Raw genomic sequence first — 13,865 nt, forward strand, 5'->3', positions numbered from 1 at the left:
CTGGCATGACCGGAAACGAGGACGACGTCGATCCCATGCACATATCTACGTCTACGAGGCGCAAAGGTTTCAGGCTGCTTGCCGTATTTGGTGCGCTGGCCATCGCGCTGATTGTCGCCAGCACATTTGTTGACGACGTCACCCAGGCCCAGGCAGCCCGTTTCGTCCAGCAGCCAGACATGCAAGTCGCGGTCTTTATGGTGCCGCTTACCCTCTTGGTTCTGGCACTGCTTTTCGAAGCGGTTCGCTTCACCTGGCGCGGCACTCTGCCTGTTCAGGCGCCTCGCGCAGCCCGCCCGACCAACTGGGCGACGACGCGCGAAGCCACCTGAGCGCCAGACCTGTTTCCCTCCGACTGGGCCGGCCTCTGCGCCGGCCCCTTTTTTGACTTTCGGCCTATTGCCGAGCGCCATAGGCAGGTTCACACTCCTCTGACTTTCAGGAGGACTGACCCATGCATGTCGACACCATCCTGCAAACCAAGGGCACCAAGGTTCATACCCTGCCCCCAACCGGCACGCTGTCCGATGCCGTCAGCCTGCTCAACAAACACAATATCGGCGCCATCGTCATCACCGAGGGTACAGGCAAGATTGTCGGCATCCTGTCCGAGCGCGACATCGTGCGACAGCTCGGCAAGCATCCGGGCGGCGCTCTGTCCCTGTCCATTGCCGACTGCATGACCGCAAGCGTGGTCACCGCCGACCGAATGACCACCATTGACGAGGTCATGGAACGCATGACCCGCCGCCGCATCCGCCACATGCCGGTTGCCGAGCGCGGCAAGCTGGTAGGCATCATTTCCATCGGCGACGTGGTGAAACTCAAGATCGCCGAAGTCGAACACGAGGCCGAGGCGCTGCGCGAATATATCGCCAGCTGACAATCTGGAGCGCTTCCGGCAACAGGTTTGCGATTCGAAAGGCGCGGCCAGACAAAGGTCTAGACGTCGAGCCGCATCAATCCTGCCGCCGTCGGACCAAATCCGCACGCCCTGTAGAAGCCTTCAAGTGCCGGCTCGAAATCGACATGCAGCCACTCGGCCCCACCGGCCCGCGCCAGGTCGGCCGCCCGGCGCACCAGTTCGGTCGCAATGCCGCGCCGCCGATAGGCCGTGTCGACGCTGGTGTCGAGAATGAAGGCGTGGACGCCTCCGTCCCAGGCGACATTGACGAACCCGACAAGGTGCGTGCCGTCATAGGCACAAACATGCCCGAGTCCCCGCTCCAGGACCCGGTCATAGTGACCTGGCGGAGAGCCGCCCCACGCCCGCTGCCAGAAGGCGGCCAACGCGTCGGGCGCTGGAAACGGATTGTCACGATAATCAATCAAGGACAGGCTCCTCCACCTTACCAACCTCTCCAATCCTTCACGCCATCGCAAGGTCGTGAAGAGGTCGCCTTCGCTAGCGTCTGGTCATGCCGGTTGCCGGCTGTCCCATGCAAAGGATGAACGACCATGAAGACGATTCCCACCACCGCCATCGTGGCCCTGATGACTGCGTCGATCGGCCTCGGCGCCGTCGCGCCTGTCCTGGCCCAGGATGCCTCCGCTCCCATGGCCCAGACCCAGCCCTCCGAAGCGTCGGCCACGCCTGACCCGCGCAAGGGCCCCGGCCCGCGCCACGGCGGCATGGGCGGCTTTGGCCTCCTCGGCGTCGAGCGCGGCGCCGAGGCCATCGAGATTGCCATCGTGCGCCTCAGCCACGCCGTGGACCTGACCGACGAGCAGGCCGTGCTGCTCGAAACCCTCAAGTCCGACGCCCTGGCGGCCGCCGCTGCTTTCGAGACTGCCACCGAGGGTTTTCGGGCTGCCGCTCCGGCTGAGGGCGAAACGGCCGAGGCACCCAGCATTGCCGAGCGCTTCGACAACCGCATTGCCGTCGAGAAGGCCCGGCTTGCCGCTCTCGAAGCCGTGCAGCCTGCCTTCACCGCCTTCTTCGACAGCCTGACCGACGAGCAGCTGGCCGAACTGACCCCTGAGCCGGGCCAGCGCATGCACGGCAAGCATCAGGGAAATTTCGGTCCCGGCCAGCATGGCGGCTTTGGCGGCCAGCGCCCCATGGGCCCGGGCAACCGCTGATCTCCTTCTCCCCATGGGAGAAGGTGGCGCGCAGCGCATCCGGCATCCCGTTATCAAACCGACCCGGCCTGCCGCCCTTCGTCGGCAGGTCGTCCCCGCGATGTCCCTCTTCGCCCTCAACAGTCGGGACATCGCCGACCCCGGCTCTCAACAGCCGGGGTTTGCTTTTGCATGCACCTCGACTACGAGTGAGCGACCTCTGTCTGCGGGCATTCCATGAGCACCCTTCCCCTCGATCCGTCGTCCATCCGCGCCCTGTTCCCGGCCTTTTCCGAGCCCAGCCTCTCTGGCCAGGCCTTCTTTGAAAATGCCGGCGGTTCATATACCGCCCAGGCCGTACTCGACATCCTCGATCGCTATTACCGCACCACCAAGGTCCAGCCTTACGGTGTCTATCAAGCGTCCGCGGCCGCGGGCCAGGCCATGGACCATGCCTACGAGCGCCTTGCCCGCGCCCTCAATGTCTCTGCCGACTGGATCCATATCGGGCCGTCCAGCTCGGCCAATACCTATGTCCTGGGCAATGCCTTCGCCGCATGGCTCAAGCCCGGCGACGCCATTGTCGTCACCAATCAGGACCACGAGGCCAATACTGGCAACTGGCGACGCCTCGCCCAACGCGGCATTGAAGTGCGCGAATGGCAGGTCGACACCGAAACGGCCTGCCTCACCCTGGATGCGCTCGACGCCCTGCTCGACGACAAGGTCAAACTGATCGCAGCCCCGCATTGCTCCAACATTGTGGGCGACATCAATCCGGTCGCCGAAATTGCCGCCCGCGCCCATGCCGTCGGCGCCGTACTCGCCGTGGATGGCGTCAGCTATGCTCCCCATGGCCTGCCTGATCTCGCCGCTCTCGGCGCCGACATCTATTTCTTCTCGGCCTACAAGACCTACGGCCCCCATCAGGGCGTCATGGCCATCCGCCCCGAACTGGCCCGCGCCCTGCCCAATCAGGGTCACTATTTCAACGACTCTAAGCTGCGCTATCGCCTGACCCCGGCCGGCCCCGACCACGCCCAGATCGCCGCCACGGCGGGCATTGTCGACTATCTCGAACAGATCGCGCAGCGCGCCCCCGCCACCATCGAAGGCATCGATCCCTTCCGCCGCGCCCATGCCGCCATGCGCGCCCAGGAAGTCGCGCTGTCCAAGCCGCTGCTCGATTATCTGCGCACCCGCAACGACATCCGCCTGGTCGGCCCGTCCGACCCGGCCCGCCGGGCGCCCACCATCTCCGTTCTCGCCAACGAGCCCGGTATCGACATCGCCCGGCGCCTGGCAAAGCACGGAATCATGGCCTCGGGTGGCAATTTCTACGCCGTGCGCCTGCTCGAAGCCCTCGGCATAGACCCGGTCAATCACGGCGTCCTGCGCCTCTCCTTCGTGCACTACACGACGCCGGAGGAAATCCAGCAGCTCATCCGGGCGCTGGACGCCGAATTGTAGTCTCCGCTTCGCCAATCACCCCACCCTCAATCCCTCCCCATCAAGGGGAGGGAGGCGCAGGCCGCAGTCGCCAGTGTTCATCGTCTCCCTCCCCCTTGTGGGGAGGGATCAAGGGTGGGGGTTCCGGCCCACCAGGTTTCCGCAATCCAGATCGATCAAGCAATGTCCCGTCCCGTCGCCTCCCTGCTCCTCCTGCTCTGCACCATGTTCTGGGGCTTTGCCTTCATCGCCCAGAAATCGGCGATGGATTCCATGGGCCCGCTGACCTTTGCCGGCGTCCGCTTCCTCATCGGCGGCCTGCTGATCCTGCCGCTGGCGCTCGGCGAACTGCGTCGAAGGGGAATGCCCCTCACCGGAACGCACTGGTTCTTCATCCTCGCCATGAGCACGGTGTTCTTCCTCGGCTCCTGGCTGCAGCAGGCGGGTCTGGCCACCACCACCGCCACCAATGGCGGCTTTCTCACCGGCCTCTACGTGTTCTTCGTGCCACTCCTAGGCTTCATCCTGTTCCGCACCCGCCCGCATCCGATCATCTTTGCTGGCGTGCCCCTGGCGCTGGTCGGCATCTATTTCCTCAATGGCGGCGGTCTCGACAGCTTCAACGCCGGCGATTGGCTGATCGTGGGCAGCGCGGTCTTCTGGGCCATGCATGTGATCCTGCTCGGTCACGTCGCCCGCCTGACTGGCCTGCCGATCTTTGTCTCGGCGATCAGCTTTCTGTTTGCCGGCCTGGTTTCGGGCGCCATCGCGCTCGGCACCGAGGCGCCGACGTTCGCAGCCATTTCCTCCGGCTGGCTGGAAATTGCCTATGCAGCAGTGCTCTCAACGGCTGTCGGCTTCACCCTGCAGGCCATCGGCCAGCAGCATGTGCCGCCGGCCAATGCCGCGATCATCCTGTCGGCCGAAAGCCTCTTTGCCGCCCTGGGCGGTGCGCTCCTGCTCGGCGAACGCCTGCCGGTGGTGGGCTATGCCGGCGCCACGCTGATCTTCTGTGCCATCCTTTTGGTCGAGGGCATCCCTGCCCTCTGGGCCCGCCGCAAGCCGCACGAGCCCCGGGTCGTCAACTAGGAGCCGATCAGCCGAGCCTACTCGACAAAGCGATACATCTGGTAGGTCCGGCAGATCACGAAGGCAAAGCACCCCTTGAGGGTAATCTGGTCGGCGCTGACCTGGGTGATGGTGCCCGAAGCGCGCTGCCCATAAATATGCAGATCACCCTTCCACTGGTTGGGCTTGGTCTGCTCCGCATGGTCGATCAGCAGCGTGTTGAGATAGGGCAGGTTTTCCGCGTTGTCGGCGCCATTGCCCAGCCAGACCAGTTCCGCGCAGAGCTGCGTACCGTCGCCGCACAGGGTCACGTCATAGCGGGAATCGCGCATTTCGATCTCCCACATGCCGGCGGGCGAGGCCAGTGCGGGCAGAACAGAAGAAATCACGAGGATCAGAGCAAGCGCGGCGCGCATCATGGGGTCACCCGGTACATTTGATAGGTTTTGCAGACGACGAGAAAGGCGCAGCCCGACAGGGTCATGTGGTCAGCGCTGTGCTGGGTGATGGTGCCATTGAGCCGGTAGCCCATGAAGTGCATCGTGCCCTTCCATTCGCCAGCGCGCGACGGACGCAGCGCCTGCGCCATGGGTTTATTGAGATAGGGCTTGTACTCTTCGTTATAGTCAGTGTCCGAGAGCCAGACCAGGGCGCCGCAAAGCTGCGTGCCGTCCCCGCAAAGGTCCAGGGCAAACCGCGTATCGCGTGTCTCCAGTTCCCAGACGCCACTGGGCGAGGCCAATGTCGGCACCACCGGGACACAGCACAATGCAAGGGCGGCAAACACGCGATTTAGTCTGGGCATGACGATCCTCCCACGCTGAACTGATCCAAATCTGGCTCCGCGCGGCTGAACCCAAGCTGAACACCAAACGTGTCGACAATAAATCCAATCCATATCAATGCCGTCACGCGCCCGTCATCTGGCGCCACTAGGGTCCTGTTCATCCCGGCTCCCCCCATTGGCCAGGATTACCCGCCCCGCGTCCCCAACGCCGCGCGGGTACAGGAAGGTCCGGACCGCCAACCCCGTCCCTTCCGACCGATCCAAAGTCGGTTCTGGCCGCCTGCGGGCGGCCCTTTTTTTGTGGAGCCCAGTCGTTTTTGCCTCGCGCCACGGGTCACCCTGCGCCACAACAGCAGTTGATCCACCAGGCGCGACCATGGCCAAGCTCTACTTTTCCTATGCGGCGATGAATGCCGGCAAATCCACCTTGCTGCTGCAGGCTGCCTACAATTACCGCGAACGCGGCATGCGCGTGCTGCTGTTCACCTGCGCGGCCTATGCCGGCGGCCAGCCGGGCATCATCAGCTCGCGCCTCGGCATTTCCGAACCGGCCGAACTGTATGATGACGAGGACGATCTCTACCTGCGCATCCACGACTATGCGCTCGAATCCAAGATCGACTGCGTGTTTCTCGATGAAGTGCAGTGCCTGACCCGCGATCACGTCTGGCAGCTGGCGCGCGTCGCCGATCGCCTCAACATCCCAGTCATGTGCTATGGTCTGCGCACAGATTTCCTCGGGCGCCCCTTCCCCGGCGCGGTCGAACTGCTGGCCGTCGCTGATACGCTGCGCGAGATCCGCACCATCTGCTGGTGCGGCGGCAAGGCCACCATGGTCGTGCGCCGCGACGAAAATGGCCGCGTGCAGACCGATGGCAATACGGTTGCGCCTGAAAAGGCAGACTATGTCTCCCTCTGCCGCAAGCACTGGGAAGAAGCGTTTGGCCGCTGGCCGGTAAAGGGACCCTGACGACATGCTCAACACCGCCACCGAACCCAAGGGCGCCCTGATCATCCGCACTCTGGCCATGCCCGCCGATACCAATCCTGCCGGCGACATTTTTGGCGGCTGGGTGATGAGCCAGATGGACATTGCCGGTGCCATCGCCGCCATCGAGCGCGTCAAGGGCCGCGTCGTCACCGTTGCCGTCGAGGCGATGACCTTCATCGCGCCGGTCAAGGTTGGGGACGTGCTCTGCGTCTATGCCAGCATCGAGCGGGTCGGCACGACATCGATCACGGTGGGCCTGGAAGCCTGGGTGCGCCGCAACCGTCTCGATGACCGCAGCAAGGTCACCGAGGCCCGCTTCGTCTATGTCGCTCTCGACGAAAACGGCCAGAAGCGGTCGATCCCGCCAGCCTGATTGTCCGTTCAGCCTGCGTTCAGGCACGCTCTGCTTTTTTCTCCCCAACGCACCGGCGAGTGCGGGGGCAGAATCGTCTCCCGACATGCACTTGCCGGAACTCTTTTCATCAGGACTCCGTTTCTGGAGTCAGAAAACAATTGGCGCGGCCACCGCAAGCGTCGTTCCGGAAGTCCGGGACCGGAAGGCCAGACCAGAGGGAAAAAGTCATGCACCGTCAGACCCGTAAGAACCTGCTCAACCTGGCCACCGGCGTTGCCGTTGCGGCCGCCGCCGTCGTCGTCTTTCTGCCCGCCGCCTATGCGGCCCCGGGCACTGTGACCGGCAATGTCAATGTCCGCTCCGGCCCCGGCACCAACTTTGCCGTGGTTGACGTCGCCCGCGCCGGCCAGCAGGTCGACGTGCAGCGGTGCCAGGGCTCCTGGTGCTACGTCACCAAGCCGGGTCCGGATGGCTGGGTCTCGGCCAGCTACCTCAATGCGGGTGGCGGCGCTCCGGTCAACCCATCCAATCCGGGCCTCAGCTTCGGCTTCACCGTCGGCGGTCCCAATGGCCCGCAGATCAGCATCGGCGTCGGCAACCAGCCGCAGCCCCCGCGCCCGCCGCGTCCGCAGCCGCCGGTGATCCAGCCGGTCTACGACGAAATCTGCTTCTTCGATCGCACCGGCTTCCGCGGCGACAGCTTCTGCATGCAGCCCGGCCAGTCGACCCGCGACCTGCGCAGCTGGACGGATCGCATCTCGTCCATCGACAATCCGCGCGGCTATGAAGTGCAGGTCTGCTCGGAACCCAACTATGTGTCGTGCCGCACCTACACCACCAGCGCCTCCTCGCTGGGTGATTTCGACAATTACATCGCCTCGATCCGCACCCGCTGATCGATCTGGCCTAGTCCTTGAGCAGCGCCGCCCCGAAACGGGCGGCGCTTTGCTTTGCAACCCTTGGCGCCGCACGGTATTCTTCTTCCACATCAACGAGGTGGATTGTCATGCGCCTGCTTGCTGCCTTTGGACTAGCCTTCGCCCTCTCGCTCGCCCCCGCCATACCGGCCCTGTCGCTGTCCGAGTCCGGAAGCCACGGCTGGAGTCGCGAAATCCTGGTCCTGCGCAATGGTCCGGGCGCTGCCTACGATGTCACCGGCGAAATCCCTGCCGAAGTCGCCATCAAGATCCTGCGCTGCCAGAAGCTGTGGTGCAATGTCGACGGCCCCGGCGGTCGCGGCTGGACCGACGCCCATCTGGTCGATTTCGGCAAGGATCCCTATTGGCCCATTCTCGATCCCGATAACAAGTGGCCGGACCTGGCTGGCGGCACCATGTGCTTCTACGAGGGAACCCACTTCACCGGTCGTTCCTTCTGCGCCGGAACGGGGGAAGTCTTCCAGGATCTGGCAACCTGGGGATGGGACAACCGCATCCGCTCCATATCGGTCACCACCCCGACCAGTGCCGCCATCTGCCGGGACCGCTTCTTCCAGTCCTATTGCGAACGCATCGTCGAAAGCGAACCGGTCCTCGACCCGTACCTGGCCAGCAATCTCTCCTCGATCCGCGTCTATTAGGATCGCCGATCTGCCGTGAGGAAAAATCAGAGGCGCCGTCCAGCCTGGACGGCGCCTCTCGCTTGCTTCCCGCCCCATCAGGGAAGGTCAGAATGTGGCGCGAAGCCCAAGCGATCCGGACACTGTCGCATCTTGCCCCTGGGTGGCGACATGCAGTGATCCGGAGAGGCGAACGTCCTCGGTAATGGCGTGGTCCAGATCAAGACCCGCCCGGGCCCAGGTCGACCCCTGATTGCCCCCGCCCAGGTCAAAGTCGAAAAGACCCAGCACCTGACCACTGGACCCCGGCGCGCCCCCACTGCGATGCGCCACTTCCAGCGTTCCGCTGAGCGTCGTTTCCGGCGTGATCTCCGCCTTGGCCGTTACACCGGCACGCACTTCCCCCTGCACCAGGCTCTGCGCGTCGAACCGCGCCGGGAAGGCCCCGCCGCTTTCGGTATAGCCGCCCATATTGGTGTGGCCGATGGCGCCCGAAATCCAGGGATTGATGCTGACATTGCCCAGAACCGCCGCGTCCATCCAGTCCACACGCGCCCGGATGACCCCGGCGGTGATGCCCGTCGAGCCACTCGACATGTCCGTGGCCGCACCATTGGTATAGGCGCGGTTGATATTGGTCTGCCAGCCGCCCAGGACGCCGGTCAGCGACAGAAGGAGCGGCGTCCCGTCGGGGTTCCAGTCGACCTCGCCCATCACATAGGCGCCCGCCAGCTGCGCATTGCCGCCCAAAGCCAGTCCCTGCCAGGACGTGCTGGCGCCAACGCCCAGGCCCGCCACCACGCCATCGCCCAGGGCGCTGCAGGCACCCACTTCGGTCAACGCAATGCCGGTATCGGTATTGGCCTTGTAGGCCAGGTCACTGATGCTCCACAGGCAGGTATCGTCTTCCATCCGCCCCTGCATCATCAGCGGCCGGTGATGCGCGCCATTGAGCGGCATCCAGGTCAGGTCCACGCCCATCTGCGCCGTGCGCGCATTGGCCAGCAGCGAATGAGTGTATTCGGCAACGTCCATGATCCCCGAGCCGCCGCCGCCCTGGTCCGGTGTCACCCGGGCGATGTAGGCGCGCGGCGCACCGTTGTCCGGCACCGCCTGCCCGACAATCACGTTTCCATCGTCGGATACACCGGACGCGTCATAGAGCCGTGTCGTCCCCACATCGACACCATTGGCCGCCAGCCAGTCCGCCACCCTGACCATGCCCGCGCCCTCGGTCCACCGGAAGGCATGGTCATAGCCCGTGTCATCAAACGCATAGCCAACCGCGACCGCGCCATCGCCACTGACCGCATTGACCCAGGATTCGTTCCCGCCCAAAGTACCAAGGTCATACATTTCGACATTGCCTGCCGCGCCGCCGGTCGCCCCTTCGACCCAGCGGAAGGCGCGCATTTCGCCGGCGGCATTCTCGGCCGACCCGACCACCACCCGCCCGTCATTGCTCACATCCATGCCCGTCGAATAGTTTCCACCCAAAGTGCCCAGATCCTGGATCGTCGACGCCGCAGTCTGGTAGTCGGCCAGCGACCAGCGCACGGCGCGCCCGTCGCCCGCGGCATTGCCGGACTGGCCCGCCGCCCATAGACCATTGCCCGACATGCCATTTGCGGCGCTGCCGCCCGTGGCACTCAGCGTGCCGAGGCCGAACATCTGGTCATTCCCGAACACGCCGCCCGAAGCGCCGTCGACGAAGATGAAAGCCTCGTAGAACCCCACCGAAGGCCGGAAGCTGTGACCCACGATGCGCGTGCCGTCATTTGAAATGCCGGTGGCAAATGTATTGCCACCATTGAGCATTTCCAGGCGCCCAAGGTCCTCAAAGCCTCCGTCGCCGGACCAGCGCCAGGCGCTCGTCGTGCCAGGTCCCTGCGAATTGCCCACCACGACACCCGTGTTCGATACGGCATAGGCGAAAGTGTCATCGCCATTGTGCTGCCCGAGGTTGATCGTTCCGTCCTCATCCATCAGGAAGGCGTGGTAGCCGCCGGAAAAGCCATATCCCGCGACATACATCCCATTGCCGCTGACGGCTGTGCCATACTGCCAGTATGTACCCGGGGCGATCTCGCCGGCATTGTCGAACCGCGCCTGTGCCGACGCAGCGCTGGTCAGGGCCGTCGTGGCCAGCGCGGCCATTGAAATCGTGCGCAAGAAGGTCATCACTCAGTCTCCCGATAGGCGGACGAACCGCCCCGTTCGGGAGTCGGCTCACTTGCCGGGAAACTGCTGAAAGCCCGCTATCGGGACAACGCGCATGCCCTTTCGCCAACGCACTGGCCAGATGGCATAACCCCGCCGGATGGCACAACGCGCCGGAGTCCGATCCGGCATGACATGCGAGAGAGGCGCCACCCTTCCGGATGGCGCCTTTTGCTTGGCAAATGCCCCAGTCATTCAGGGCGGATCAGAACGTTGCGCGCAGACCCAGCGATCCCGAAACAGTGGCGTCCTGACCGTGGGTCGCCACATGAACTGAGCCGGAGAGGCTCAGATCCTCGGTAATGGCGTGGTCCAGATCAAGACCCGCCCGGGCCCAGGTCGACCCCTGGTTGCCCCCGCCCAGGTCAAAGTCGAAAAGACCCAGCACCTGACCACTGGACCCCGGCGCGCCCCCACTGCGATGCGCCACTTCCAGCGTTCCGCTGAGCGTCGTTTCCGGCGTGATCTCCGCCTTGGCCGTCACGCCCAGGCGCACTTCCCCCTGCACCAGGCTCTGCGCGTCGAACCGCGCTGGGAAGGCCCCGCCGCTTTCCGTGTAGCCGCCCATATGCGTGTGGCCGATGGCGCCCGAGATCCAGGGATTGATGCTGACATTGCCCAGAACGGCCGCATCCATCCAGTCAACCCGCGCCCGGATAACACCCGCAGTAATGCCGGTGGACCCGCTCGATATGTCGGTCGCCGCGCCATTGGTATAGGCGCGGTTGATATTGGCCTGCCAGCCGCCCAGCACGCCGGTCAGCGACAGCAGCAGCGGCGTGCCATCGGGGTTCCAGTCGACCTCGCCCATCACATAGGCGCCCCCCAGCTGCGCATTGCCGCCCAGCGCCAGCCCCTGCCAGGACGTGCTGGCGCCAACGCCGAGCCCCGCCACCACGCCATCGCCCAGGGCGCCGCAGGCACCCACTTCGGTCAGCGCAATGCCGGTATCGGTATTGGCCTTGTAGGCCAGGTCGCTGACGCTCCACAGGCAGGTATCGTCTTCCATCCGCCCCTGCATCATCAGCGGCCGGTGATGCGCCCCGTTGAGCGGCATCCAGGTCAGGTCGACGCCCATCTGCGCAGCACGCGCATTGGCCAATAGGGTCTGTGTGTATTCGGGCACATCCATGATCCCCGAGCCGCCGCCGCCCTGATTGGGGGTGACACGGGCAATATAGGCGCGGCCTCCACCGGACCCCGTATGCTCGCCGACAACGACATTACCGTCATCAGAGACGCCGTTTGCCGTTGCAATCGTCGTATTCACGGCAACACCATTGGCCGCGAGCCAGTCCTCGATGCTGATCATGCCTGTGCCCGCCGTCCACCTGAATCCGCGGCTATCGTTCCAGATGTTCTCGGCATTGCCGACCACAACCGAGCCGTCTGCTGACACAGCCCATGCAAAAGAGTCTTCACCACCCAGCGTTCCCAGGTCGTACATCTGCGCATTGCCCGCGACCCCGCCGGTCGCCCCCTCGACCCAGCGGAAGGCCCTGTCATGGCCATCGCCGTTGGCTGAGTTTCCGACAACCACTGTACCGTCATTGCTGACACCATATGCGGCAGACGACAGCCCGCCCAGCGTCCCCAGATCCTCAATGGTCGTCGACGCCGTTTCGATATCGGCCAGCGACCAGCGGACAGCGCGGTTGTCGTTGTCCGCATTGCCGGCGAGACCCACCCCCCATAGACCATTGCCGGATATGCCCGTGCCATAGCTGCCTTCGCCGCCCGTCAGTGTCCCCAGGCCATACATCTGGCGATTGCCCACAACGCCCGTTGTGGCGCCTTCGACCCAGAGGAAGGCCTCGTAATTGTCGATCGACGGACGGTCGCTATATCCGACGACACGGGTCCCGTCATCGGAAACGCCCCTGGCAAAGCTCGGTCCGCCATTGGACATTTCAAGCCGCCCGATATCCTGAACGCCGCCCGCCTCGGTCCAGCGGATGGCGCTGGTCTCGATGGACGTCATTTGGCCGACCACGACACCAGTGTTGGACACGTCAATCGCGTACACCGACCAGCCACCCGGGTCGGCAATGGTCACTACGCCATCAGGCGTCAAAAGGAATGACACAGAACCTGTGCCGTTATAGCCATGGCCAGTCGCATACTGTCCATTGCCGCTAACGCCGGAGGCACGGTTCCAATACCATCCCGACCCAATCTCACCGACGTCTTGGATCGTCCCCGCCGCCAGGGCGGGGCCGGACAGGGCCGTGGTGGCCAGCGCGGCAATGGAAATCGTGCGTAGAAGCGTCATCACTCAGTCTCCCGATAGGCGAACGAACCGCCCCGTTCGGGAGTCGGCTCACTTGCCGGGAAACTGCTGTGATAACCCTAGGCAGACAACGCCAACGCCCCTGCCCCAATGCACTGGCTGAATCGCATAACCGGGCCGTCGCGCATATGGACGATCAGTCCGACGCGCGCTTGCGATAGGCGCCCGGCGACACGCCAAACCGCCGGCGGAAGGCGGAGATGAAATTGCTCGATTGCCCATAGCCCAGCGTCCACGCCAGCTGTTTGAGCGGCACATCCAGCCCCTGGTCGAGCATGTCGCGCGCCGCGCTCATGCGCATGTCGAGCAACAGGTCGAACACCGTCGTGCCATAGATCTCGCGAAAGCCCTGGTTGAGCCGCTTGGTCCTGAGGCCAACGGCGGCGGCGAGAGTATGCAGGTCCGGCGGGTCCTGCAGATTGGCCTCGAGAATTTCCCGCGCCTCACGCACCCGCCGCAATTCCTGGCTGGTGAGGTTGCTCTCCTTGCAGCTCGCCAGAAGGCCCAGTTGCAGGGCCAGCAGCTCCAGCGCCTTGCCCTCGCGATAGAGCCTTTGCATCGGTCCTGAATAGGTGGGATTGAGCAGGTCGTTGGCCACCTTGCGCGCCAGCGGGGCTGCGGCGCGCATCGACGAGATCGGCCCGTGTCGGCGGCGCGCCAGTTCGGGCAGGTCATGATCACGCGCCAGCTCGTCCACCGCCTCCGGCGTCAGCATCATCGCCACCGAGCGGAACGGATGGTCCGGCTGCAGGCGATAGCGGATGGCCCGTTCGGAAATGCTCACGGCATAGATCTGGCCATTGTCGCGCCAGAGCTGGTCGGCATTGCCCTCGGCCTCCAGCACACCGGTGCCGCTGACGATACAGCCAAGGATGAGATTGTCCGAGGTTCCACCACCCGGCGCGCCCAGCATATAGGGCGAGTCCGAATGGCCCACCGCACGAAACAGGCTCATGCCGCCACGCACCGGCACATGCTCAAGAAACCCCCGATAGGGGCCGTCGCTCATGTCGATGCGCCCAGTCGCATCGAACTCGCCCACCACTCTTTCCTGCTTCGATGAAAATAGCCAGCTATGCTTCAAGT

15 protein-coding genes are annotated in these 13,865 nt (G+C 64.4%); 9 read left to right on the top strand and 6 right to left on the bottom strand.

The annotated features are described in order from the left end of the window. Window positions 1-35 precede the first annotated feature (35 nt). Window positions 36-332 (top strand): hypothetical protein, encoded by a 297-nt coding sequence (locus MQW79_RS07195; protein WP_476587669.1) that lies wholly within the window; start codon window positions 36-38, stop codon window positions 330-332. 122 nt (window positions 333-454) lie between these two features. Then, on the top strand, window positions 455-883 hold the full coding sequence (locus MQW79_RS07200) for a CBS domain-containing protein (RefSeq protein WP_476587671.1): 429 nt from the start codon (window positions 455-457) through the stop codon (window positions 881-883). A 59-nt stretch (window positions 884-942) separates the two neighbouring features. Here MQW79_RS07200 and MQW79_RS07205 read toward each other — a convergent pair whose 3' ends face one another. Continuing rightward, window positions 943-1,332, bottom strand: a complete 390-nt coding sequence (locus tag MQW79_RS07205) for a GNAT family N-acetyltransferase (protein ID WP_476587673.1) — start codon at window positions 1,330-1,332, stop codon at window positions 943-945. A 126-nt stretch (window positions 1,333-1,458) separates the two neighbouring features. On the opposite strand from MQW79_RS07205, the gene MQW79_RS07210 reads away from it, so the two are divergent. From MQW79_RS07210 to MQW79_RS07220, 3 genes are all read left to right on the top strand, one after another. Next, entirely contained in the window at window positions 1,459-2,082 is a 624-nt protein-coding gene (locus MQW79_RS07210; protein WP_476587674.1) for a Spy/CpxP family protein refolding chaperone, read from the top strand. Between the two features lie 216 nt (window positions 2,083-2,298). Beyond that, window positions 2,299-3,531, top strand: coding sequence for an aminotransferase class V-fold PLP-dependent enzyme (locus tag MQW79_RS07215; RefSeq protein ID WP_476587676.1), 1,233 nt, complete (start codon window positions 2,299-2,301; stop codon window positions 3,529-3,531). A 162-nt stretch (window positions 3,532-3,693) separates the two neighbouring features. Beyond that, entirely contained in the window at window positions 3,694-4,599 is a 906-nt protein-coding gene (locus MQW79_RS07220) for a DMT family transporter (protein ID WP_476587677.1), read from the top strand. Window positions 4,600-4,616: 17 nt separating this feature from the next. Here the strand turns inward: MQW79_RS07220 and MQW79_RS07225 are convergent, their stop codons facing one another. Next, window positions 4,617-4,997 carry a DUF2147 domain-containing protein gene (locus MQW79_RS07225; protein ID WP_476587678.1) on the bottom strand — a complete coding sequence of 127 codons (381 nt, stop codon included), beginning with the start codon at window positions 4,995-4,997 and terminating at the stop codon, window positions 4,617-4,619. Beyond that, the gene (locus MQW79_RS07230; protein WP_476587679.1) at window positions 4,994-5,383 is read right to left on the bottom strand and encodes a DUF2147 domain-containing protein; all 390 of its coding nucleotides are present in this window, start codon (window positions 5,381-5,383) and stop codon (window positions 4,994-4,996) included. Before MQW79_RS07230 ends, MQW79_RS07225 begins: the two co-directional genes overlap by 4 nt. Before the next feature lie 358 nt (window positions 5,384-5,741). Between MQW79_RS07230 and MQW79_RS07235 the strand changes: the two genes are divergently transcribed. The 4 genes from MQW79_RS07235 to MQW79_RS07250 all read left to right on the top strand — a co-directional run bounded on the left by MQW79_RS07235 (window position 5,742) and on the right by MQW79_RS07250 (window position 8,290). Further along, window positions 5,742-6,335, top strand: coding sequence for a thymidine kinase (locus MQW79_RS07235; protein WP_476587680.1), 594 nt, complete (start codon window positions 5,742-5,744; stop codon window positions 6,333-6,335). 4 nt (window positions 6,336-6,339) lie between these two features. Continuing rightward, window positions 6,340-6,729, top strand: coding sequence for an acyl-CoA thioester hydrolase YciA (gene yciA / locus MQW79_RS07240; protein ID WP_476587681.1), 390 nt, complete (start codon window positions 6,340-6,342; stop codon window positions 6,727-6,729). 209 nt (window positions 6,730-6,938) lie between these two features. Then, window positions 6,939-7,607: an SH3 domain-containing protein gene (locus MQW79_RS07245; RefSeq protein WP_476587682.1), complete on the top strand. Its 669-nt coding sequence runs from the start codon at window positions 6,939-6,941 to the stop codon at window positions 7,605-7,607. 110 nt (window positions 7,608-7,717) lie between these two features. Next, window positions 7,718-8,290, top strand: coding sequence for a peptidase inhibitor family I36 protein (locus tag MQW79_RS07250; protein WP_476587683.1), 573 nt, complete (start codon window positions 7,718-7,720; stop codon window positions 8,288-8,290). A gap of 87 nt (window positions 8,291-8,377) precedes the next feature. On the opposite strand, the gene MQW79_RS07255 is transcribed toward MQW79_RS07250, so the two are convergent. The 3 genes from MQW79_RS07255 to MQW79_RS07265 all read right to left on the bottom strand — a co-directional run bounded on the left by MQW79_RS07255 (window position 8,378) and on the right by MQW79_RS07265 (window position 13,821). Next, window positions 8,378-10,450 (bottom strand): autotransporter domain-containing protein, encoded by a 2,073-nt coding sequence (locus MQW79_RS07255; protein WP_476587684.1) that lies wholly within the window; start codon window positions 10,448-10,450, stop codon window positions 8,378-8,380. Between the two features lie 244 nt (window positions 10,451-10,694). Then, window positions 10,695-12,761 (bottom strand): autotransporter domain-containing protein, encoded by a 2,067-nt coding sequence (locus MQW79_RS07260; protein ID WP_476587685.1) that lies wholly within the window; start codon window positions 12,759-12,761, stop codon window positions 10,695-10,697. A gap of 154 nt (window positions 12,762-12,915) precedes the next feature. After that, window positions 12,916-13,821, bottom strand: a complete 906-nt coding sequence (locus MQW79_RS07265; protein WP_476587687.1) for an AraC family transcriptional regulator — start codon at window positions 13,819-13,821, stop codon at window positions 12,916-12,918. Between the last annotated feature and the right edge of the window lie 44 nt (window positions 13,822-13,865).

This window comes from Devosia sp. Micro-HW1 (assembly GCF_056341075.1).

Bases quoted from the DNA above. Each gene is read 5' to 3' on its own strand.
- MQW79_RS07195 (WP_476587669.1), top strand. From the start codon at position 36: ATGCACATATCTACGTCTACGAGGCGCAAAGGTTTCAGGCTGCTTGCC.
- MQW79_RS07200 (WP_476587671.1), top strand. From the start codon at position 455: ATGCATGTCGACACCATCCTGCAAACCAAGGGCACCAAGGTTCATACC.
- MQW79_RS07210 (WP_476587674.1), top strand. From the start codon at position 1,459: ATGAAGACGATTCCCACCACCGCCATCGTGGCCCTGATGACTGCGTCG.
- MQW79_RS07215 (WP_476587676.1), top strand. From the start codon at position 2,299: ATGAGCACCCTTCCCCTCGATCCGTCGTCCATCCGCGCCCTGTTCCCG.
- MQW79_RS07220 (WP_476587677.1), top strand. From the start codon at position 3,694: ATGTCCCGTCCCGTCGCCTCCCTGCTCCTCCTGCTCTGCACCATGTTC.
- MQW79_RS07225 (WP_476587678.1), bottom strand. From the start codon at position 4,997: ATGATGCGCGCCGCGCTTGCTCTGATCCTCGTGATTTCTTCTGTTCTG.
- MQW79_RS07230 (WP_476587679.1), bottom strand. From the start codon at position 5,383: ATGCCCAGACTAAATCGCGTGTTTGCCGCCCTTGCATTGTGCTGTGTC.
- MQW79_RS07235 (WP_476587680.1), top strand. From the start codon at position 5,742: ATGGCCAAGCTCTACTTTTCCTATGCGGCGATGAATGCCGGCAAATCC.
- yciA (WP_476587681.1), top strand. From the start codon at position 6,340: ATGCTCAACACCGCCACCGAACCCAAGGGCGCCCTGATCATCCGCACT.
- MQW79_RS07245 (WP_476587682.1), top strand. From the start codon at position 6,939: ATGCACCGTCAGACCCGTAAGAACCTGCTCAACCTGGCCACCGGCGTT.
- MQW79_RS07250 (WP_476587683.1), top strand. From the start codon at position 7,718: ATGCGCCTGCTTGCTGCCTTTGGACTAGCCTTCGCCCTCTCGCTCGCC.
- MQW79_RS07255 (WP_476587684.1), bottom strand. From the start codon at position 10,450: ATGACCTTCTTGCGCACGATTTCAATGGCCGCGCTGGCCACGACGGCC.
- MQW79_RS07260 (WP_476587685.1), bottom strand. From the start codon at position 12,761: ATGACGCTTCTACGCACGATTTCCATTGCCGCGCTGGCCACCACGGCC.